The 21,340-nt window shown below is 63.8% G+C and carries 24 protein-coding genes; 7 read left to right on the top strand and 17 right to left on the bottom strand.

Annotation, left to right across the window (positions count from 1 at the left end; genetic code table 11):
• On the top strand, positions 1-435 hold a 435-nt coding region (locus VHL31_RS14290; RefSeq protein WP_329661897.1), incomplete at its 5' end, for a PIN domain-containing protein.
• Here the strand turns inward: VHL31_RS14290 and VHL31_RS14285 are convergent.
• The 13 genes from VHL31_RS14285 to VHL31_RS14230 all read right to left on the bottom strand — a co-directional run bounded on the left by VHL31_RS14285 (position 415) and on the right by VHL31_RS14230 (position 11,515).
• Positions 415-768 (bottom strand): hypothetical protein, encoded by a 354-nt coding sequence (locus tag VHL31_RS14285; protein WP_329661896.1) that lies wholly within the window; start codon positions 766-768, stop codon positions 415-417. The two genes, VHL31_RS14290 and VHL31_RS14285, sit on opposite strands and share 21 nt — an antisense overlap.
• 11 nt (positions 769-779) lie before the next feature.
• A complete protein-coding gene (locus tag VHL31_RS14280; protein WP_329661895.1) occupies positions 780-2,396 on the bottom strand; it encodes a terminase large subunit in 1,617 nt (538 codons plus the stop codon).
• Positions 2,368-2,775, bottom strand: coding sequence for a phage terminase small subunit P27 family (locus tag VHL31_RS14275; protein WP_329661894.1), 408 nt, complete (start codon positions 2,773-2,775; stop codon positions 2,368-2,370). The genes VHL31_RS14280 and VHL31_RS14275 overlap by 29 nt, the downstream gene beginning before the upstream one ends.
• 94 nt (positions 2,776-2,869) lie before the next feature.
• A complete protein-coding gene (locus VHL31_RS26665) occupies positions 2,870-3,223 on the bottom strand; it encodes an HNH endonuclease signature motif containing protein (RefSeq protein WP_349262448.1) in 354 nt (117 codons plus the stop codon).
• Positions 3,224-3,228: 5 nt separating this feature from the next.
• Positions 3,229-3,852, bottom strand: coding sequence for a head-tail connector protein (locus VHL31_RS14270; RefSeq protein ID WP_329661893.1), 624 nt, complete (start codon positions 3,850-3,852; stop codon positions 3,229-3,231).
• Complete coding sequence (locus VHL31_RS14265) at positions 3,827-4,213, bottom strand: hypothetical protein (RefSeq protein WP_329661892.1); 387 nt, start codon at positions 4,211-4,213, stop codon at positions 3,827-3,829. The genes VHL31_RS14270 and VHL31_RS14265 overlap by 26 nt, the downstream gene beginning before the upstream one ends.
• 11 nt (positions 4,214-4,224) lie before the next feature.
• Positions 4,225-5,373: a phage major capsid protein gene (locus VHL31_RS14260; RefSeq protein WP_329661891.1), complete on the bottom strand. Its 1,149-nt coding sequence runs from the start codon at positions 5,371-5,373 to the stop codon at positions 4,225-4,227.
• The gene (locus VHL31_RS14255; RefSeq protein WP_329661890.1) at positions 5,373-5,918 is read right to left on the bottom strand and encodes an HK97 family phage prohead protease; all 546 of its coding nucleotides are present in this window, start codon (positions 5,916-5,918) and stop codon (positions 5,373-5,375) included. Before VHL31_RS14255 ends, VHL31_RS14260 begins: the two co-directional genes overlap by 1 nt.
• Positions 5,908-7,128: a phage portal protein gene (locus VHL31_RS14250; protein WP_329661889.1), complete on the bottom strand. Its 1,221-nt coding sequence runs from the start codon at positions 7,126-7,128 to the stop codon at positions 5,908-5,910. The genes VHL31_RS14255 and VHL31_RS14250 overlap by 11 nt, the downstream gene beginning before the upstream one ends.
• Positions 7,129-7,485: 357 nt before the next feature.
• Positions 7,486-8,109 carry a hypothetical protein gene (locus tag VHL31_RS14245; protein WP_329661888.1) on the bottom strand — a complete coding sequence of 208 codons (624 nt, stop codon included), beginning with the start codon at positions 8,107-8,109 and terminating at the stop codon, positions 7,486-7,488.
• A 419-nt stretch (positions 8,110-8,528) separates the two neighbouring features.
• On the bottom strand, positions 8,529-8,756 hold the full coding sequence (locus tag VHL31_RS14240; RefSeq protein WP_329661887.1) for a hypothetical protein: 228 nt from the start codon (positions 8,754-8,756) through the stop codon (positions 8,529-8,531).
• A gap of 382 nt (positions 8,757-9,138) precedes the next feature.
• Positions 9,139-10,575, bottom strand: coding sequence for a primase-helicase family protein (locus VHL31_RS14235; protein ID WP_329661886.1), 1,437 nt, complete (start codon positions 10,573-10,575; stop codon positions 9,139-9,141).
• Entirely contained in the window at positions 10,565-11,515 is a 951-nt protein-coding gene (locus VHL31_RS14230) for a PriCT-2 domain-containing protein (RefSeq protein ID WP_414653736.1), read from the bottom strand. Before VHL31_RS14230 ends, VHL31_RS14235 begins: the two co-directional genes overlap by 11 nt.
• 439 nt (positions 11,516-11,954) lie before the next feature.
• Here VHL31_RS14230 and VHL31_RS14225 point away from each other — a divergent pair, with 439 nt between their 5' ends.
• Positions 11,955-12,203, top strand: coding sequence for a hypothetical protein (locus tag VHL31_RS14225; protein ID WP_329661884.1), 249 nt, complete (start codon positions 11,955-11,957; stop codon positions 12,201-12,203).
• A 51-nt stretch (positions 12,204-12,254) separates the two neighbouring features.
• On the opposite strand, the gene VHL31_RS14220 is transcribed toward VHL31_RS14225, so the two are convergent.
• The 4 genes from VHL31_RS14220 to folK form a co-directional block, all read right to left on the bottom strand.
• Positions 12,255-12,998 carry a sulfite exporter TauE/SafE family protein gene (locus VHL31_RS14220; protein WP_329661883.1) on the bottom strand — a complete coding sequence of 248 codons (744 nt, stop codon included), beginning with the start codon at positions 12,996-12,998 and terminating at the stop codon, positions 12,255-12,257.
• A gap of 165 nt (positions 12,999-13,163) precedes the next feature.
• Complete coding sequence (locus VHL31_RS14215) at positions 13,164-13,976, bottom strand: aminotransferase class IV (RefSeq protein ID WP_329661882.1); 813 nt, start codon at positions 13,974-13,976, stop codon at positions 13,164-13,166.
• A 133-nt stretch (positions 13,977-14,109) separates the two neighbouring features.
• Positions 14,110-15,216: a calcium-binding protein gene (locus tag VHL31_RS14210; protein ID WP_329661881.1), complete on the bottom strand. Its 1,107-nt coding sequence runs from the start codon at positions 15,214-15,216 to the stop codon at positions 14,110-14,112.
• Positions 15,217-15,498: 282 nt separating this feature from the next.
• Positions 15,499-15,987, bottom strand: coding sequence for a 2-amino-4-hydroxy-6-hydroxymethyldihydropteridine diphosphokinase (gene folK / locus VHL31_RS14205; protein ID WP_329661880.1), 489 nt, complete (start codon positions 15,985-15,987; stop codon positions 15,499-15,501).
• A 186-nt stretch (positions 15,988-16,173) separates the two neighbouring features.
• Between folK and VHL31_RS14200 the strand changes: the two genes are divergently transcribed.
• From VHL31_RS14200 to iolE, 5 genes are all read left to right on the top strand, one after another.
• Positions 16,174-16,923, top strand: coding sequence for a TerC family protein (locus VHL31_RS14200; RefSeq protein WP_349262447.1), 750 nt, complete (start codon positions 16,174-16,176; stop codon positions 16,921-16,923).
• Positions 16,924-17,006: 83 nt separating this feature from the next.
• Entirely contained in the window at positions 17,007-18,854 is a 1,848-nt protein-coding gene (iolD, locus tag VHL31_RS14195; protein WP_329661878.1) for a 3D-(3,5/4)-trihydroxycyclohexane-1,2-dione acylhydrolase (decyclizing), read from the top strand.
• 120 nt (positions 18,855-18,974) lie between these two features.
• Positions 18,975-19,520 (top strand): ImmA/IrrE family metallo-endopeptidase, encoded by a 546-nt coding sequence (locus VHL31_RS14190; RefSeq protein WP_329661877.1) that lies wholly within the window; start codon positions 18,975-18,977, stop codon positions 19,518-19,520.
• Between the two features lie 5 nt (positions 19,521-19,525).
• Positions 19,526-20,371: a hypothetical protein gene (locus VHL31_RS14185; protein WP_329661876.1), complete on the top strand. Its 846-nt coding sequence runs from the start codon at positions 19,526-19,528 to the stop codon at positions 20,369-20,371.
• Positions 20,372-20,401: 30 nt separating this feature from the next.
• On the top strand, positions 20,402-21,310 hold the full coding sequence (gene iolE, locus VHL31_RS14180; RefSeq protein WP_329661875.1) for a myo-inosose-2 dehydratase: 909 nt from the start codon (positions 20,402-20,404) through the stop codon (positions 21,308-21,310).
• Positions 21,311-21,340: the final 30 nt, after the last annotated feature.

The following is a 21,340-nucleotide window of genomic DNA, read 5'->3' as shown; positions in this document are numbered from 1 at the left end:
CTATCGGATAAGAGTGCGCCTGATGCCGCAGGGCACGCCATGCGCGCTCGAGCAAGCATGGAGAACGCCTTTGAAGAGGCTCTGGTGACTGATTTCGATAGCCTGTTGGGCGTATGCAGTGGGCTTCCTGACCCAAAAGATGCTCATGTAGTTGCGGCTGCACTTAAAACTCAGGCGGCAACTATTGTAACCGACAACATAAAAGACTTTCCTATAGCTGTGCTTGGCCCATTAAATCTTGAAGCGCGTTCAGCTGACGCGTTCATTGCTGACACAATTGCCCTTGATCCTGGAAGAGGTGTTGTGGCAGTTCGGAAAATGCGTGAACGCTTTAAGCGTCCTGAAAAAACACCTGAAGTACTTTTGCTCGAAATGGAAGCTGTTGGCTTAACTGAGACAGTGGATGTCTTGAGATCACATGTTCTTTCGCTTTAACTCTATGTTCTGAGTTGCGCTACCGTTGTCAGGTTCTTGCTTCACCCACTCCGCCTCTGTCCCGCCCATCAGGCGGTAGATCTCACGAGCCGCCATGGTGACTTCGTGGCGTAGCGCAGGATCGATGACCACCACCGCCCGGTGCCGACCGTCTGGTCCATCAATTCGCGGTGCGTTGGCGGTAAAGCCATTCTTCGGCGTCTTCACGAGCATGCAGCCGAACAGGGCAAAGCCTCGGACCTCGCAGTTGAAGCTGGCTAGGTAGACAGCGCCGGATGTGATCGGCTTGCCATCCCTGATCATGTTCAGCCCAGTGATCTTCACGTCGCTCATGCTCTCTCTCCTCAGATGACCAGAAAGCCTTCGGGCCGCTGCGTCGCGTAGACGCTGGGTCCCGTCTCGTTCGCCAGAATGCGGCCGACTGCCATCGCGGCAGCCACTGCGCCATCGATCCGCCCGCGGGAACGGGCCTTGTGAAGCTTCTCGTTCTCGGCAGCGTCCGTCTCCGCCGCGACGTTGCCGAAGCACATCCGCAGCACCGGGTTGCAGCCATGGCGGAAGCGGCCTGAGAGGAGTGCCGCTTTCAGCTCCTTCACCGGTGCCGCCATGGAGGCGAAGCCTTGGCCGAAGGCGGCGACGGTGAAGCCAGCCTCCTGCAGCGCTGTCGTGATCGCCGTGCTGTTCCACCGGTCAATCGCGATCTCCTGGACGCTGTGATCCTCCGCCAGATCATCGATCCACGCGAGCACGGCGCTGTAGTCGACCACGTTGCCGGGGGTGAGCCGCAGGTGCCCGGCCTCTGCCCAGCGCAGATAGTCTGCCTGATCCTGCTCGGCTTTGCGGGCGATGTTGGCTTCCGGCAGGAAGAACATTGGTACGATATCGTAGAGCCTGATGCCGTCCTCATCCTCGACCGGGAACACCGCCACGACCGCGGTCAGGTCTTCCACGCTGGAGAGGTCAACGCCGACCCAGCAAGGCTGTCCTAGCAGCTCCTGCTGTGGCCGCATTGGCTCGGCCTCGTCGTAAACGGCCAGATCCACCCACGGCTCGGCCGCACCATCCGTCCAGATGTTGAGGTGGAAGCGCTTGAAGCTGGAGATCTCCGCCGGAAAGTGCGCGATCCGCTTAGCCTTGGTGCGCAGCTCCTCCAACGAGAGGAAGCCGGCCTCGATTGCGGGGTTGGCTGAGCGCCAAGCCGCCTCATCCCGCCAGTCGGCTACCGGATCGGCTGCGAAGATGATCGGGGCGAAGGTCGGATCCTCGATCTCGCCTGAGGCCACTTTATGGCTGTACTGCCAGAGGTCGCTGGCCAGCGTGCCCTGGCCCTCGCCGGCGGTGCTGATGACGATGGTGAGGGGATTGGTGCGCTTGACCATGGAGTCGGTCACGACGCCGAACAGCTTGCGCGCTTCAGCAGCCGGCCAAGCATGCACCTCGTCGGCCAGGAAGAAGCTCACGTTCAAGCCGTGCTTGGAGTAGGCCTCCGTGCTGATCGCGCTCATCTTCCCCTGCGTGCCCGGGTGCAGCAGGGTCTTGCGGCTCTCGATCGGGCGGACCCGCTTGGCCAGCACTTGGTCCTGCTGGACGAACTGGTGCGCGCTGTTGAAGGCGATACCAGCATTCTCGCGATCGGCCGCAGCCATCACGATCTGGCCGCCCGGCTCCGCTTCCGGCCCCAGGAAGTGCGCCAGCGCCAGCGCGGAGGCCAAGGTCGTCTTAGCGTTCCCGCGGGGGATCCAGATCACCGCCATACGGACCTGCCGGCCACCACTTTCGGTGGTCGGGCCATAGATCCGGCGGATGATGGCAGTTTGCCAGTCGTGCAGGTCGAAGCGCCGGCCGGCATGTGCGCCTTCCCACAAGCGAAGACGGTTCACGAACCCGCAGATGCGGCCAGCGCGCCCGCTGGGATCAGGGTAGAGCGCCGGGTCAGGCGAGAAAGCCGTCCGGCCAGCCATCGTTCGTGTCCTCTTCCTGGGTCTTGCTGCCGCGCCGATGCGGCGTGAGCCCTAGTTCGGCCGCCAGAAGGCGGGCCTCGCGCATGGCAGCGCTTTGCATTCTGAAGGCTGGATGCGGCTTGGGACCGTCCTCTGCCTCGATCATGCGGCCGGCCCGGCTCATGATCTCCTCACATTCCCGCACCACGCCGACGGCCACGCAGTAACTCTCCAGGGTGGCGAGCGTGTCCGGCGTCAGCAGTCGGCGGCTGTGCATCTGCGGGGCTGCACGCTTCCACTCGGCCTTCGCCTGGAAGGACAGCCAGGCCGGAGCAGGTGGGCAGCGACCGGGTGCAAGACCGCCCTCGATCACCTTGAGCTTGGGCTTGCGGCCCTTCATGGCCGGAAACCCCATTTGCTCACGAAAATGCGCGCGAGGTGCGGACAACGGTCCTGTAGCGATCGGGCCAAAACTCGACCCCTCCTCCTACCCATCATGGCGCTGCGCTCCGGATCGGGTGGCCGAACCCGCCATCGGTGCAAGCCGTCTTCCTGCTGTGGCAGGAAGCGCAGGTTGCCGACCAGTTGGAGCGGGACCAGAACAAGCTCGGGGAGCCTTTATGAGGAACCACGTGGTCGACCGTGGTGGCCACCCTCCCACAAGCGCAGGTCGGGTGGGCCAACAGGAAGGCACGCCGTGCCGCTTCCCACTTGCTGTCATAGCCACGGGCACGCGCCGACGGTCGCTTGGCTTCCACGGCAACACGGCGGGCAGCCGTACAGGCAGGACAGCCAACGCCAACAAAGGGGGGATGTCCTAGCTTTGGGCAGTGCTTGGGCGGGGCCATCGGCATTAGAACGACCAGAGCCGGTAGGAGCGCACTAGGTCGTCGTAGCCAGCCGTCATGCCGGCAGCACCCTCACGACCGTCGTACATCTGCGACACGTGCATGAGGATCGCCTGCCGGAGCCGCTCAGGCGCAGTGGCCCACCCAGCCACGAACTCGACCTGCACGGCATCCTCGCCATGGCGGCCATAGGGCCAGCTGAGGCCACGCAGGGGCCGGATCTTGGCGGCGATATGGCCGCCCAAGCCGGTCACTTCGTAGGAGTCCGGATCCAACACCAGCACAGTGCCAGAGGCGTGCCGGTAGCTGATCGAGGTGATCGCCTGGCAAGGCGGCATCGGCACGCTGATCATCGGCGGGAAGCGATCGAGGGTGAGCCGCCAGGTCTGGGTCATCAAGGCCCGGCCAAACAGACCCTCAGGTCCATCCAGCGCCGCGGTAGCCGCACCGATCATCGCCTCGATCTGGGCATCGTCCTCGTCGATGGTGACACGGCAGAAGGCCTTGGCCTCCTGTACCGTGACGGGCAAGGACGCAGGCGGCGTGATCAGGGTCAGCATGGACGCGACCTCATAGGGAGCACCGGCCCGAAGGCCGGCCCCATCATGCCACGGGACGGTTGCGAGCATGAGCCTTCACCAGCATGGCACCGGCCGCGATCGACGTGCCACTGTTCTTGGTGAGCACTGCCCGCAGGTAGCGGCGGTGTCCCCAGTAGCCGACCTTCGACACGGAGTTGGCGGTGAGGCTGGCCGGCAGACTGCCGATCAGGGCATCGGCCGCCACGTCAATGAAGTCGCTGCCGGTGGTGGTATCCGAGTGCTGCAGCTTGACGGTGAAGTCACCCGCACCGGCAATGGCACCGGTGTTGATCACCAGCATGGCCGAGCCGAAGTCGAGCAAGTCGACGGGGTCGGACGTCGTAGTGGCGGAGAGGACGGCGGGTGCCACCATGGGCACCACACCAAGGTTGTGGACGAGGTCGCGCATGGTCAGGCTCCTTAGCTCGCGGCGATCTTCAGCTTGCGGATGGCTTCCGGCATCACGACCGCGCCGCCGACCCGGCGCCGCGCGTGGAAGCGGACCAGGGACCGGGTGGCCATCGTGTAGGGGTCGCGAAGAACCGAGAGGACCGGCTTGTCGAAGACCCGGTACGCGACGCTGAAGTCACCGAACGCGATCGGGAAGGCGCCGGCCGCCACGTCCGGCATGTCCACCGCCTCGATCACCGGGCGGCCGAGCAGTGTCTCGGGCTGGCCGGCCTGCAAGCCAGGCTGCCAGAGAAAGGCGCCGCTGGTGTCGGTGAACTTGCGAACCGCAGCGAGCGCCTGCCCGTTCATCAGCCAGGAGCCGCGCAGCCTGTAGTAGCTCGGCATGCTGTACATCAGCGTGACCAGGCTGGAGACAGTGATTTCTGTAGCGTGGCCGCTCACGACGAAGTCGATGGTGGGATCCGCCATGACACCAAGCGGCTTCTTGAAGCCATTGCCGGTTACAAAGGCCTCGCCTTCCAGCCTGCCGAACTCCTCGGCCAGATCGGAGGTAACCTCAGCTTCGACGTTGATCGCCGCGTCTTCGAGGAGGCGCAGCGACACGTCGATGTAGCAGGCAGCTTCATGGACCTCGACCTCGGTCTGGCCGTAGGTCATCGAGGTTTCCTGGTGGAGCTCGGTCTCGCCGACCCAGTGCGCCGTGGGCGTGGTCAGGCGCTTTGGCAAGATCACGGAGCCGGCTGAGGTGGTGCCGACCCGGGCGGCCTGACGGATGGGCGAGAACTCGACCAGCTGCTTCAGGACCTCGCGCGAGAACTCCGGCGGAGCCAAATAGCCGCCGCGGGCATCGTCGCTGACGACCAGGCTGCGGGCTTCTTCGGCCTGCATCCGCTCAGGGCCATGGCGCAGAAAGCCGGTGAAGGCGCGGCGCTGCAGGTCGCCCGGCTCGTCGCGGCGGCCATTGCCACCACCACCGGGCCGCTGGGTGCGAACGTCGATGGCGTCTAGCCGCTCGGTGAGCGACCGGAGTTCGGTGCTGAGCCGGGTATCCAGCGCCGTGCGGTGCTGTTCAACGGCGGTCCGCAGTTCAGTGACCGCCTGCACGGCAGGATCGAGGGTGTCATCGCCCTCGCTGCGGGTTTCGAGGGAGACGTCCATCAGTGGGTCCTCTTGATGGCAATGACGGCACGATGGGCCGCCTGGACGAACGCCGACGTGGCGATCGAGTGGGTTGCGTTACGGATCTGGGTAACGCGGGCATTGGATGCTGCCGGCAGGGTCACCAGGCTGACCTCGACCAGGTCGATGGCGGTCAGCACCCGGCCGCCGTTCGGGCCGCGTTCGGATGCCACCGCCCGAAAGCCAATGGACAGGCCGTTGACCGCACCGGCCTTCAAGAGCGCCAAGGCTTCGGCGCCCTTGGCCGTCTCCGTCACCAGCTTGCCGGTAGCCTTCAGGCCGCGGGTGTCTTCCGTGAGTTCCGTCCAAACGCCGATCGGCTGGTCCGGGTTGTGGTTCCAGAACATGGCCGGGCCGCCGGTGGCGGAGCGCTTGGCCAGCGACTTCTTGAACGCGCCGGGCTTGATCGTGTCGCCGAAGCTGTCGGGCTCACCGAACACGCTGGCGTAGCCGGAGAAGGTGCCGGCCTCGTCGGTGGCAAACCGCACCTCAGGCGCGGCCAAGGTCTTGGTCTCACGCGCCATTGGCAGGCTCCTGGGATGCAGCAGGGGTGGAAGCTTCTGCCTGTCCCGCCTGTCGGATCAGCTCATCGCCGCCATCGATGGGCGGACGGTTGTCGAGGGCGCGGACCTCGTTCGGCGTGAGCCAGGATCCGCCGGTGGCTTGGCGGTAGGCCGTGAACCGGCCGGCCAGGTCGCCACGGAGCAGGTCATCGAACACGGCCTCGATGAAGTACTCGCGGCGCTCCTCTGGAGTGAGAAGCACCCGTTCCAGCGCCGACTGCCAGACCTCCGCCCAGGGCATCAGACACGTCTGGACGAACTGCCTCATCAACTCTTCGACGTTGCGCCACGTCGCCCGGTCGAGGTCACCGATCAGGGTGCCCGGCACCTTGAAGGCCCGCGCGATCTCCTGGGTGACCAACCGGCGCAGCTCGAGGAACTGCGAGTCCGTGCTGGAGAACTGCAGGGGCGCGAAGTCCATGCCGTCCTCAAGGACCAGCGTCTTGCCCGAGTTGCCGCCGCCGGCCTGGGCGGCAGCGAACGACTCCCTTAGGCGCTTCGCCACATCGGGCGGCAGAGCCTTGCCGTACTTCAAGACGCCGGCTGGCCTGGCACCGTTGCTGAACAACCGGGCCTGGTGCTCGGCCATAAGGAGATCGAGGGCGATGGCTTCACGCGCCAGGTGCACCAGGCAGACGACCCGGCCGCCGATCGAGCCAGGCGTCGGCAGGTAGAGGGTGTCGCGCCAGTCGAGGGTTCGCTCGATCTCATTGACGCTGAACTTGAAACGAGGCTCCGGCCCGCTGGTATCGCGGGTGACGTCGCGGGGATCGAGGCGGTGCAGCTCGCGGGGGGTGGTGCCAGTGCGGATCACCTGGGCAAGGCCGGCGCCGTGCAGCAGCGCGTCCATCTGCAGGCCGGTCTTGCTCTCGACCGCGCCGGACCATGGGCACCAGTCGCCAGCCAGGAGGGCGGCAGCCGGAGGGTCGTTGTCCCGCTCGCGGGAGCCGTTAGGGCGACGCCTGAAGAGATGGAAGGGCAGGCTGCCTACCGACTCGCTGATCGCCCGCACGGCGGCCAGTGTGGTCGGAGAACGAAGAGCAGACTCGGCCGAGACATGGACACCAGCGGCCGTGGGCGTGGCACCGAACAGCGCCAGTATCTCCGGCGAAGAACTCGCCAAGTCCCAGCGCTTCTCGATCCCAAAGAAATGCTTCAGCCGCTCAAACATGCACAGCCCGAGTAGTTCCAGTGGACACTACGCAGGTTGGGCTTGTTCAAGTCAAACAGGATCGGTTAGGCCGGAGAATTTAGATGTGCTGGAGTATTCTAGAAATGCCTATCATTTTATCTGACCAAAACTGAAGTTCAAGTTATCGCGAATCTGAACGCCGGTGGCGATGATCCTAGCGAAAAGCCAAAAACGGCGCTGACCACCTATGAATGAAAGATCTAGCAAAACTACTTTGTTCCAGAACCACACGTTGTCCTGTCATTGCCCCAACGGATTGTCGAGCTACGCTCAAAATTCTCACGCACATTGCGCTTAAGGCTCCGATACTAGTTCAGCTGTATCCAGCGGCACAGATCAACCGGAAGGCGGTTCATCGAATGACTTTAGCGCAAAATCTTGAGCAAGATGGACGATGAAATCCTGAATCTTGTAAACAAAGCCATTAGCATCAAGATGTAGCTTCTCCCAGTCTGAGGAAGTCGTATCAGTGCGAACAGATAGGGCAGTCAGACTGTTGTCTAGCGCAGATATTTGCGTTACTAAATTTTCAAATTCCCGATAAGTATTCATGGCAGCGAGTCGACGGACATTCGTCAGTTCCTGATGCATATCAGAATGAAATTGCCACGCGACCACATCAAAATCGGCAAGTGCCTCTTCATATTTTTCTATGTTTGGATCAACATATTTATACCAAGCTGGTTTGGCAATGCTAATATGAAAATCATACAGTCTCTTTTGAACTCTCTTGAGTAATTCCTCTTGATCTTTTAGCAATGATTGTTGACGTGTCAAATCAGCTTCGACTAATTTCTGTTGTGCGGCCCAACTTACTTGCATATAGTTTACTATAAGTGGAACTGCGCCGCCCGTTAGAGCTGCAGTTGCTACCAGCAGAATGAGTTTCTCCCTAATTCCTTCTTTCTTCTCTTCAGCGTTTTGCATAGCTTTTCTGTACTTAATGTTGTGGTGATTCATGACCCGCTTACAGTGGGTCCATCTGCACGCTCAACTAGCCGCTTCACGGGCTGATCGTCACGTAGCTGTGGTGCCCGCCCCGCGTGAGTGCGGGTCATGGATGCCGCAAAATGGTGAGTGTTGAGTGGTGGGAGCAATACAACTTCTGCTAAAGTCGTCGTCTTCAGACGAGGACCACCCATGTCCTTCTCCTTGATATCCTTCCTGCGCTCCCTCTTTTGTAAACACGCCTGGGCCCGCTCTTCGCGCCTGGAGCAGGGCCAATTGATACCGACGTTGCGCTGTATGAAGTGTGGACGGATGAAGGACGAGCCGCCGTCCAGGTTGGACGGCGGGAGAGACTCCGGCGAAAGAGGCGGCAGAAGAGACGAAGACGATGAGCACGACTGTGGCGACAGGTTTTGATCCTGTAGCCTTGCTCATGTTGGCGCCCACGTCCGCGCGCCATCGTCTCGAACCATCAGGCGGAAGCGGCGCCGGTCGCCAGCCACAATCCCGACGAGTTCGCCGTCGCGCTCCACCAGGCGCTCCAGGGGCTCGTCCTCTCGCAGGCGCTGTGGTCGACGCGGCGTGATGATCGGGCGGGTCTCCACCATCACATCCCGCCAGCCCGAGCGGGTGCGGACCGCGATGCGGCGGTGGTTCATGGCAGGAACTCCTGTTCGATCTCAGCCAGCTCGCCGCGCAGCACGACCTCGGACTCATCAGCGAGCAGGTATGAGGGCCAGTCTGTGGTCAGGGTGGACGAGGTGGACGGGTTGCACCCTGACCAGTCTAAGTCATTGATCTTACTGATGTGGTCAGGGTGGTCAGGGTGGTCAGAGTGAATGTGACGTTCATGTGTGTGACGCTCGACTTCCACGCCACTCTGTTCTTGCGTGTAGCAATCTGTCCGATTTGCCCCTGACCACGTTGACCACCCTGACCATCCCTGATGTTTCAATGGGTTAGTCGAAGTGCCACCTTGACCAAGCTTGGACCAACCCTGACCAGAGCCCTGACCAGCTAGACGTCTGACGCGCCTGGAGATCATTCTGCGTCTCTCCAGGCATGTCCGGGCAAGTTCATAGCCTCCTCGAAGGCTGACCGGTGCTCGCTCAAACCTTTGAGCTGGTAACGGGTTGGGCGCTCAAGATCACCCCATGCTTTGCGTGGCCGAATCGTGATCAGGTTCTCGTCCGGCATGAGCTTGCGGAGACGCTTGGCCATCTGCTCGACGGTAGCCGGATGCCAGTCACCATGATCCCGCGCATGGTCCAGGTAGGCAGCGTGCAAGACCTGCACCGGAATGTCGGGCGGCCAGCTTTCGCTCAAGCTGCAGCCGATCAGCTCGCCAATGGACAAGCAGTCGTACCAGTACCGCGTGACGCTATCAGCGCCGGTGAGCTTTTGTTCGTTTAGTGCCTCAGTATGAGGTGCTGAGCGATGCTGCCACCCGCTCAAGTCGTAGGTTAGAAGGTGATCGAGGAAGGCCTGTGATTCACCCCCCTCGATCGCTGCCGCCAACGTCTCGAAGTATTCTTTGTCGCCTCTCTTGCAGTCCGACACGTCGAGCATGAAGAACCGCCGCTCGTCGGATGTCGCCGGCACGACCCAGTCGTTGTTGGAGGAGACGAGGATCTTGAGCCGGTTGGGCATCGGAAAGGCATCGAGCCCCTTCGGCTCGATCATCAGGGTCTTTTCCGTGATGAGTGCTTTCAGGATGCCTTCGCCGGCCTTGTCGCCAGCCCACAGCGCCTCGTCGAGGAACAGGAACAGCCCGTCGGCCAGATGCGAGTTGAAGTGGCCGATCAAATGCTTGGAGTTGGAGATGTGGATCGCGTGATGGCGGAAGATCCGCATCAGGAGCTGCCCGACCATCCCCTTGCCGGTGCCCTTCTTGCCTCTGAGCACCACGGCAACCTCGGCCTGGCGTTCAGGATACTGAACACAGTACGCCATCCAGCCGATGAGCCATTCCAGGTAGGTCTCGTTGCCGGAGCAGATCACCGTGAGTAGGTGATCCTTGATCGTGGGCCATTCACCCGAAGCGGGCTCCAAGCCCCATCCACGCCACAGGTTGAAGACGTCAGGCGGACAGGCCCCCTTTGGGACCAGCGCGATCTGCCGGTAGGTCCGCCGGCGTGGCGCCTCGATCCAGGCCGTTCCGAGATCCCGGATGATGTCGTAGCCTTTGACGTTCACCCCAACCTTGATGTGCCGATGGTTGTACTGGAGCTTGATGTCCGCAGGGCGCGAATAGACCAGACGATCCCGATCCAGCGCGTCATCGTGGATCACGGAGGCGATCACGCTCCGACCACCGAGGGAGGCCACGAAGTAGCGCTCGTTGAGCTCGTCGATCGCTTCGTCCCGGATGGTCTTCCAGGCTTCGTCTGGCATACCGGCGGCGCGGAGGCTGTCGAGGAACTCCTCGGCACGGTCATCAAGTTCATCGGGCTCGATGACAGCACGCTCAGCGTCCATGGCCAGCCTCCGCCAACTTCAGGAGGTATCGCCACCCTGCCCGTTCCGGCTTAACCCAGCCCCAGGTCCTTTCCGTGGTCTCGGCCTCATCTTTTTTCGAGTGCTGGGACCACTGCATCCAGACGTCCTGCCCACGATCACCGAGAGCAGCCTTCAGGCCATAGGCGACTTGCACCCAGCCGTCATAGTCGAGCTTATTCGGGTCGATCCGGCGCAGCGCCCTGAGGACGAGGCGCACCTCGTCGAGCCCTTTGGCCATGCGGGGGAGCGGGCCAGGACGGCGCTCGCCGATTGGCCTGGGTGCGAGGCCGCGTTTGGTGCGAAGCGTCCCACCGGCCCTGACGAGCAGCTCGTCCGCGGTGCCTACGGCTATTGCGGCCTGCTCAGCAGAGAGTTCAGGCAGGTCCTGCCACTCCAGATCGAGTGGCGAGAAATCCGGCCAGTGGTATGGACGCCCGGTACCTGGATGGATCCCAAAGGCGACGAACTGCTGCCCATCGCCCAGGACCTCGACCTTGTGCCCCTTGTCGGTGGGCAGATCGCCGGGAAGCACATACTCCGCAGTCGTGATCTTGGGGAACGGGCGTGCTGTTCGGAACAGCCAGAGGCACTTGGGCGGAGCTCCTATGCGTGCAGGAGCATCACCGAGCAGTTCGGCCACCATCCTACCAATTGCAGCGGCCACCTCAGGGTGGCGTACATCGACATCCACCGCTGGAGCGGAAGCCGTAAGCAGGCCAGTCCCGCAGCGTCCATATCGTGGCAGTCGTCCGGCGGGTGGCCGATAGTGCTGCCAGTCATCGACAGCCGGACGCTTCCCGGCATTGGGATCATTCGGGCTCGGAAGGGTGATAGGGATCGGTTGGAAGCCATTTAGCTCCAGCGTCGGTGCGAGGTCACCGTAGGCCGATTGGCCTATAACGTCGTTGTAACGTAGCACCTCGGATATCCTTGTCCGAAGGTGCGTCTACTTGTAGATTCAGGTGCGGAAACGTTTGAATCTCTTGGATTCTTGGTGCGTTTGCACCGTCGAGGTCGTCGGTTCGATCCCGATCGGCTCCACCAACTTCAAGGTTTGCGACCTTGAAGGTCCCATCCCGCAAGTCCGTTATGTGCCCAGCCGCTGTGAGACTCTGCCAGCGATGACGCGGGCGCGCCCTCGGAGACACGCTAGAGCTCATTCGGTCGCGAAAAGCGGCGATGTGGTGACGGCTGCTTCTTGATCACCACCGACCGGGCCGCTACACCGCGCCGCTCGCCGAGCTTAACCTATGTTAGCGATGGCAGCTGAAGAGGCGATGCCAGGCTTCATCCGGCTTGTCGGGGATGAACAGGGCGGAGTCTCGTCGGGGTGAAGTCCTGCAATGGTGCGGTGTTCCATGACGAGCTGGCTTCCGAAGGCATGCCTGCGCGAGCATCCCGCGCTCCAGCGCCTCTACCTGCAACTGATCGTCGATGAGCGGCAGCATCAAGCCGACTATGTGCTGGCCATCATGAAGACCGACGCGGCCGAGCTTGGCCAGGTGCGGGATGGCGAGCGCTGGCTGCGGCCGGGTCAGCGGTCGCCCGGCGGCTGGTCGGTCTATGAGGCTGCCCTGCAATGGTGCCGGGAACGGTGCTGGCGCTGAGTGCGCCCGTGCGGCTGCCTGTAAGAGTGCGGCCGAGGTCACAAAGCTGCGTCAGAGCAGCTGGCTCAGCTCCCTGAGGCTCAGGAGCAGGATCACGCTGCCTACCAGGATCATGAGTGGACGATCCGGCGCGGCCTTGACCACATAGGCCGCGAGCGGCGCTGCAAGGGCGCCACCTAGGATCAGACCGCCAATGATCGGCCATAGCTCCAGGCCGATGGTACCGATGAAGGTGATGGAGATCGCCGAGGTCACGAAGAACTCGGCGAAATTGACCGAACCGATCGTGGTCCGCGGGGCCGTGCCGTGCCCCAGCAGCGTGGAAGCCACCATGGGGCCCCAGCCACCGCCGCCGATCGCATCGAGAAAGCCGCCGCCCAGCCCCAGCGGCATGATCCAGCGCGGCGGCTCCACCACGGTGGCCCGCCTCCCGCGAACGGCCTTCCAGATGATCCAGCCGCCCATCAGGAGCAGATACGCACTGACGAAGGGCTTGATCAGGTCGCTGGGCGCAGTCGCCAGGACATAGGCGCCGGCAACTCCTCCCAGCACCCCAGGCAGTGCTAGGCGCCATACGAAGGCCCAGTTCACGTTGCCGAACCGCCAGTGCGACAAGCCGGAAAGGCCTGTCGTGAACACCTCGGCAGCATGGACGCTGGCGCTTGCGACGGCTGGTGGATAGCCGAGGCTCAGGATCACCGTGGTCCCGGTCAGGCCGTAAGCCATGCCGACGGCGCCGTCGACGATCTGGGCGGCGAAGCCTACCGCGAGAAAGAGCAGGAAGTCGTCCAGCATGCGCCGTTTCTACTCCGTGGCCGTACTTGAGATCTGATGTGGAACCAGGCCGGGGGAGATCTGCCTGAGTTGGACGGGATAGTCAGCCCTGATCAGGCGACACCAGTGCCTTGCGGCCGAGGCTGCATGCCCGCCGTGGCCGCTTTCATCGCAAGCCGAACAAAGTCATGCGACCAGGTCCGCCGCCTGCCGGGTGACGGGACCCGGTGTGCCCTGGCCGATAGGTTGTCCATCGATCTCCACCAGGGGGCGGACGCCGATCAGGCTGTTGGTCAGGAAGGCTTCGTCGGCAGCGAGCAGGTCCGCACGAAGCAGCCGCCGTTCGTGGATATGGGGCCAATGATCGAGCAGGATCGCACGCGTAATGCCGGGGAGGATGCCACAACCCAGGTCCGGCGTCGCGACCATGCCGTCCTTCACGACGAACAAGTTACCGGCCGTCGCACAAGCGACCAGACCATCGGTGGTCAGCATGATTGCGTCGTCGCATCCGGCCTCGTGCGCTTCGCGCAGGCAGAGCACCTGGTCCAGGCAGCCCAGCGTCTTCATGCCCGACAGAGGAGAGCGTTCGTTGCGCGGGATGGAAGCGGTCATTGCGCGGGCCGGAGCGGGCATCGTCGTCGCCCGTGGGAATGCCCGGATCATCAGCAGGGGTGCGGGCGCCTCTGGCATCGCCAGTCCACGTGGACCGGGCCCGCGGGTCAGGGTGATGCGAACCGCCGCGTCCGTCAGCTCTTCCTCGTGCAGGAGGCCGCGGATCGCGGCATCCAGCCGCGCCCCATCGTAGCGGATCGGAATGCCTAGCCTAACGGCACTGGCAGAAAGCCGTACCAGGTGCCGGGGAAGCAACGGCACGGCGCCGGTGTGGGCGCGCATCGTTTCGAACAGGCCGTCACCGAGCAGCAGGCCGCGGTCGGAGGGATCGATGCGGGCGGCATGATCCGGCAACAGCCTGCCATTCTGCCATACCCAGCCCACCGGCCTCACCCTCCTGCGTTGGCTGGAGCCAGTTAGCCGCGATCCGCCCATGGCCGCCAGACGTTCCTCGCGCGAAAAAGAACCCCGGACGTCGCCGCCCGGGGTCAGTCGCGCTAGTCGCTTGGGGGAACTGCTAGTTGCCGAACCAGCCGGCATTGACGCCCGTCTGGCCTACCAGGGTCACCAGATGGTTCTGGCCGAGATCGAGGATGGTGCTGCCGTTCACGACGGTGGCGCTGGCGATCACGTCGGTCACCGTCGCTCCACCGCGCAGCGCGATGTGGTCCGCGCCTGCCTGGAAATCATTGATGACGTCGCGCTCGCCGGCGACGCGCAGGATGGTGAAGGTGTCGGCCCCGGTGCCGCCGGTCATGGTGTCGTTGCCCCACTGGCCGAAAATCAGGTCGTCACCATCGCCGCCCTGGAGGATGTCGTCGCCGGTGCCGCCGGTAAGGCGGTCGTTGCCGGTACCGCCAATCAGGATGTCGTTGCCGGTCTTGCCATCCACGGTGTCGTTGCCAGCGCCACCTTCCACGGTGTCGTCGCCGAGGCCGCCATACATCTGGTCGTTGCCGTCGTCGCCAAACAGCTGGTCGTTGCCGACAGCACCGAAGAACCGGTCGTTGCCACCATCGCCATGCACGATGTCGTCGCCATTGCCGCCGGTGCCCAGATCGTCACCATCCAGCTCGGACGAGTTGTTGCCACCGAAAATGACGTCGTTGCCGTTGCCGCCATCGATATAGTCGTTGCCGGAGCCGCCGCGGGCGACGTCGTCATGATCGCCGGCGAGCAGCCTGTCGTCGCCGCCGTCACCATAGAGCTTGTCCAGCCCGATGGCGCCAGCGAGGACATCGTTATCTTCGCCACCGCGCATGTAGTCGTGGCCGTTGCCGCCGATCAGGACGTCGTTGCCGTTCTGGCCGGACAGGGCGTCGCTGCCGTCCATGCCGCGCAGGATGTCGTCGCCGTCGAAGCCGTAGAGCTCGTCCTGGCCGGCGCCGCCCTCGATCGTGTCCTTGCCGGACGCGCCGAACAGCCGGTCGTTGCCGATGCCGCCCTGGATGAAGTCGTCGCCGGTGCCACCGTTGATGACGTCGTCGCCGTCCTCGCCCCAGATCAGGTCGGCACCGTCCTCGCCCCAGAGCTGGTCGTTGCCGAGGCCACCGCGGATCTCGTCGGCGGCAAGGGTGCCGTGGGTTATGTCGTCTGCATCGGTCCCGGGGATCAGGTTGGCCATCAGCGTTTCCTTGTTGGTTGGCTGGCCGAAAGTTACTAAAACATTAAAGAAATGCAATTATCATCTCGGGAAGTGTCGTATCCTTGTACGGCAGGAAACCTTGCCGGAGCGATGCTGACACAGAAACAAGGGCTGGGTGCCTACTTCTCCATAGATTCCGAACCAGATATAAGAACATGGTCCTACTATTTGCGCGCAAGGTTGGAGTGGCCTGTTCTCAATTGAGAGTCTGGGAACGGTGCCCCGTAGAGCATCATGGCCAGAATGTTAATGTTCGAGCATTCAGGCAGCGTCTTCGACGTCGCGGAGCAACTCCTCGACGGTCCGGCCCAGCACCGGGTGCCGCCAATCCGGCCGGATCTCGGCGAGCGGCTGCAGCACGAAGAGGCGTTCGTGCATGCGTGGGTGGGGCAGGGTCAGGCCACTGGCCTGGAGTGTCTGGTCGCCGAAGAAAATAAGGTCGAGGTCGATCTCCCTCGGTTGCCAGGGAGCCGAAGCGAGGCTGCGGATGCGGCCGAGCATGCGCTCGATTGTCAGGAGACGGGCCAGGACGTCCTCCGCGGACCGCTCGGTCTCCAGGACCACCACCCCGTTCAGGTAGTTCGGGTGCTCACGGATCGGGTCGTCCGGGTGAACGAGGGCGGCGGTCTCGATCCAGCGCGAGCGGGCGATCACGGATCCGATCTCCTGGCTCATCAGGAAGACGGCGCGTTCCAGCGTCGCCCTGCTGTCGCCGAGATTGCTGCCAAGCGCCACCGCGGCTTCGGTCAAGATCGGAACTCCTCATCACGATGCGCTGCCAAGTGCCCATCGTGAGACGCATCGTCAATGAAGGAGGGCCGTAGGTGGTATCTGTACGGTCGAGATCGGCCGGTTTTGCTCCCGTTCCCATGGTCAAGTCCACCAGCGCTGCTACATCTCCCGCACCTGATCACGAAAACGAGACCGCTGATGGACGTGCTGGCGCTGCTTTCCGATCCTGCCGCATGGGCGTCGCTTGCTGCGCTGACTGCCTTGGAGATCGTGCTCGGCATCGACAACCTCATCTTCCTGTCGATCGTCGCGAGCCGGCTGCCTGAGCACCAGCAGAACACCGCAAGACGTGTCGGCCTGATGCTGGCGCTGGTCATGCGGCTCGCCCTCTTGGCCAGCATCGCCTGGATCGTCGGGCTGACCGAGCCGATCATGACCGTTGCCGACTTCGACGTGTCCTGGCGCGACATCATCATGCTGGGTGGCGGCCTGTTCCTGCTCGCCAAGGGCACGCTAGAGATCCATCACACGATGGAGGAGGAGCACCAGGAAGGCGGAAAGGTCGCCAGCAGCTTCACCTCGGCCATCGTGCAGATCGTACTGCTCGACATCGTGTTCTCGCTGGATTCGGTGATTACCGCGGTCGGCATGGCCGAGCACCTGTCGGTGATGATCACCGCCGTGGTCATCTCAATGATCGTCATGCTGGTCGCAGCGCAGCCGGTGGGCGACTTCGTCAATCGCCACCCGACGGTGAAGATGCTGGCCCTGGCCTTCCTCGTGCTGGTCGGAACGATGCTGGTGGCCGAGGGCCTGCATTTCCACGTGCCGCGTGCGTACCTCTACTTTGCGATCGCCTTCTCCGCCGGCGTGGAGGCACTCAACCTCCTGGCCCGGCGCCGGCGACTGAAGACCAAGCAGGCTGCGGCGGCGCCGACCGGCGCCGGACACTAGTCAGCTTCGGATGCTTCACCGGCCCTGCCGCGTGCCGTATGGTCGCGTCTAACGGGCAGGGCCGGAACCGGGAGGCAAAGACGATGAAGACGGTGCGTCTGACGATGGCGCAGGCACTGGTGCGCTGGCTGGTCAACCAGCACACGGTGATCGACGGCAAGACCGAGCCTCTGTTTCCCGGGCTGTTCGCGATCTTCGGCCATGGCAACGTTACCTGTCTGTCCGAAGCACTGCAGGACGTCCAGGACGTGCTGCCGACCTGGCGCGGCCAGAACGAGCAGGCCATGGCGCTGGCCGCGATCGGCTTCAACAAGGCCAAGAAGCGCAAGCAGATCATGATCGCGGCCAGCTCGATCGGGCCGGGTGCCACCAACATGGTGACGGCCGCGGCCGTGGCACACACCAACCGGCTGCCGCTCCTGCTCCTGTCCGGCGACTACTATGTGAGCCGCTTCCCCGACCCGGTGCTCCAGCAGGTCGAGCATTTCGGCGATCCGACGCTCTCGGTGAACGATGCCTTCAAGTCGGTCGTGCGCTACTGGGACCGGATCACCCGACCGGAGCAGATCATCCAGTCACTGCCCCAGGCGCTCGGCATGATGCTGGATCCGGCCGACTGTGGTCCGGCTTTCCTGGGCCTCTGCCAGGACACCCAGGCCGAAGCCTTCGACTATCCCGAGAGGTTCTTCGAGCCGACCACGCACTTCATCCCGAAGCCGCGGGCCGATGTCCGCCAGATCGAGGCGGCGGTCGAGCTGCTGAAGTCGGCGAAGAAGCCGATGATCATCGCGGGCGGCGGCGTGCGCTATGCTGATGCGGAGGCGCAGCTGGCGGCCTTCGCGCAAAAGCACGCGATCCCGGTAACCGAGACCCTGAACGGCCGCACGGTCCTGCTGCACGACGATCCCGTCAATTGCGGGCCGGTCGGGATCATGGGCTCGTCCGCCGCCAACCATCTGGCGGCGGAAGCCGACGTGGTCCTTGCGATCGGAACCCGGCTGCAGGACTTCACGACCGGCTCCTGGACCCTGTTCCCGGAGGACGCCCGCTTCATCGGCATCAACGCCGCACGGTTCGATGCCAGTAAGCATCTGAGCCTGCCGGTAGTGGGCGATGCCGGTGTCACCATCACCGAGATGGATGCGGCGCTGGGTGAGTGGAGGGCGCCCGAGAGCTGGCTGAAGCAGGGCAAGGCCTGGTACGCGGAGTGGAACGGGTACATCGAGCGCCGCTCGGGTCCCACCAATGCCGAGACGGCAACCTATGCCCATGTGGTGGGCGCCGTGAACCGGCTGGCCGGCGAGCGCGACCTGGCGCTGACGGCAGCCGGCGGCATGCCCGGCGAGCTCGAGATGAACTGGCGGGCCAAGGGCATCGGCACGTTCGACTGCGAGTTCGGCTTCTCCTGCATGGGCTACGAGATCGCCGGCGGCTGGGGTGCCGCCATGGCCGACCCGTCCCGCGACGTGTTCGTGATGGTCGGGGACGGCTCGTACCTCCTGATGAACTCGGACATCTACTCCTCCGTGCTCACCGGCCATAAGCTCATCGTGGTGGTGTGCGACAATGGCGGCTTTGCCGTGATCGACCGGCTCCAGACCAACAAGGGCCAGCCCAGCTTCAACAACCTGATCGAGAAGGGCACGCGGGTGAAGGAGGCCTTCCGGGTCGACTTCGCCAAGCATGCCGAGGCGATGGGGGCAGTTGGCATCCGGGTGAAGTCGATGGGCGAGTTCGACGAGGCCGTGCAGCGGGCCAAGGCGGCGGATCGGACCACGGTGATCCATGTGGACGTCCATCCGACCGACTGGACCGGCGAGAACGGCTCCTGGTGGGAATGCGGGACGCCGGAAGTGTCGAACAGACAGCGCGTCGAGGAGGCGTTCCGGGAGCATGTCGAGGGGAAGAAACGGCAGCGGCTCGGCGTCTGATGCAGCGCCGCTGCTCGAGTGGCGATCTCGACACAGCTGGATATGCCGGCCCGCTTGGACAGGCGTCGGGCCATGCCCACATCTAGTCAGCCGGGTTTGGAGACCGAGGGGCTTGTTGCCGTGACCGAGTTCGTGAAAGCCAGCCCTTGCTGCCTGAAGATGGACGAGATCGAGCGGCGTGCCGACGAGTTCGCTGCGGAGCAGGGCTTCGTGGCCGGTCGCGACCGGTTGCGCGACCTCGTCACGTCCATCGGCGGGCGCATCGGCACGGTCGACGTGCCCCATCTGCGCGAGCTCGATGGCGGATCCTTGGAGGTCTATGGGCCGGGGGACTTCCTGATCAGGCTGTCGCCGGTGACGGGCCCACTTCGGGACAACTTCACGATCGGCCACGAACTCGGCCACTACATCCTCCATTCGGGCACGCCGTGCGGCTGCCAGCCGATCCGCGTGGGACGCTGGGGGGACGACCTCGTCGAGCGCGAGGCCAACCGGTTCGCGGCTGCCTTGCTGATGCCGGAGGAGCCATTCCGGACGCTGGCGGCAGAATGCGAGTGCGAGCCGACGAGGCTCGCGGCCCATTTCTATGTATCCTGGACAGCGGCCGCCTATCGCCTCATCTCGCTCAACATGGCCACGCGCGAAGAGCTCGGTCTCGACCGGTGAGCCTCGTGCCGGAAGTCCGGCTCTTTCTTTCCGCCGACATCGTCGGAAGCTCGGCCTACAAGGCGGAGATGATTGCCGGCGATGTCAGGCGGGCGATCGAGTGGTCGGATTCGATCTCCGGGTTCTTTCGTGACTTCCCGGCGCTCTTTCAGCGGCATGTCGGGCTGCGTCCCCTGGGGGACGGATGCGTTCCCGTGGATTCGGTTTGGAAGCTGCTGGGCGACGAAATCCTGTTCGCCTTCGACGTCACCGACTTCGCCCAGACCACGCTCCTCTGTGCCGCGTTCCACGACGCGCTGGTCGAGTATGATCAGGACCTTGCGCGCGGCCCGCTGCGGTTGAAGGGCCATGGCTGGCTGGCGCAGTTTCCGTTCCCGAACGTCGCCGTCCGCTTTGGAGCACGGTCCGGCCAGCGCGCGGATTACATCGGCCCGGACATGGACATTGGCTTCCGCCTTGCCCACTCGACCCGGGCCGGCCGCTTCCTGATCTCCGTCGAGCTGGCCGAGCAGATCGCGGACCAGCCGGCCTCGGGCAACCTGGTCATTCATCATGTCGGCTGGAGCGAGCTGCGCGGGGTCAATGGCGGGAAGCCCTACCCGGTGTTCTGGGCGCGCGATCCCGTCGTCGATCCGGCACCGTTCGACCCCTGGGACAGCCATACCTGTCCGCTCACGCGCAGCTTCATCAGCGAGCCGCCGATCACGGCGCACGCCATCCTCAACCTCGTCCAGCGCTTTCGCGGCGCCGTCCGGCCGTGGCGGCCGGCGCGGCCCTATCTCGACCTGGAAGCTGCGCCCGCCGAACATCGGGAGGCCATCGATCTCCTGGGCAGGCGATCTGCCGAATGACCTTCCGCACAAGCAAGGGGAGCAACAATCATGACGACCGTCCGCCTCGGGACCCAGCCGATTGCCTGGGCCAACGACGATCTGCCGGAGCTTGGCGGTGACACGCCGCTCGAGCAGATCCTGAGCGAGGCGAAGCTCGCCGGCTACTCGGGCATCGAGAAGGGCGGAAAGTTCCCGAACGATCCCAAGGAACTCAAGCCGATCATGGCGGCACACGGGCTGCAGCTGATCACCGGCTGGTTCTCGGGCGAGCTGCGCCGGCGGTCGCTGGAAGAGGAGAAGCAGGCGGTGCGGGGCCACCTGGACCTGCTCGTCGCGATGGACTCGCCGGTGCTGGTCTATGCGGAGACGACCGGCACGGTACAGGCGGCGATCGACACGCCCGTGGAAGAGCGGCCCCGGATGCCTGAGAGCGAGTTCCCGGCCTATGGCGAGAAGCTCAGCCGGCTGGCGGAATGGATGGAGAGCGAGGGCATCAACATGGCCTTCCACCACCACATGGGCACCGTCGTCGAGACCGAGCGGGAGATCGACCTGCTGATGGCGAACACGGGTCCGGAGGTGGGCCTCCTGTTCGACACGGGTCACCTGAAGTTCGCGGGTGGTGACGTCATCCGGACGCTGCACCGGCACGGCCACCGGGTGAATCACTTCCACGCAAAGAACATCCGCCCCGTCATCCACGCCCAGTTGCGCAACAATCGCTGGAGCTTCCTGAAGGGCGTGATGGAAGGTGTCTTCACCGTGCCGGGCGACACCCAGGGCTCGGTCGCCTTCCGGGACGTCGTGAAGGTGCTGGCCGAGATCGGCTATGCCGGCTGGATGGTCGTGGAGGCCGAGCAGGACCCGGCCAAGGCCCATCCGCTGACCTATGCCCGGATGGGCTATGCGGAGCTGGTAGCCTGCTGCCGCGATGCCGGCCTTACGATTGCGGACTGACCGACTGGATGCTCTGTCCCTACTGTGAAG

The organism is Geminicoccus sp. (assembly GCF_036263595.1).
Classification (GTDB): Bacteria; Pseudomonadota; Alphaproteobacteria; order Geminicoccales; family Geminicoccaceae; genus Geminicoccus.
The sequence above is the reverse complement of the archived record's forward strand: the minus strand, read 5'-3'. Positions and strand labels throughout refer to the sequence as shown.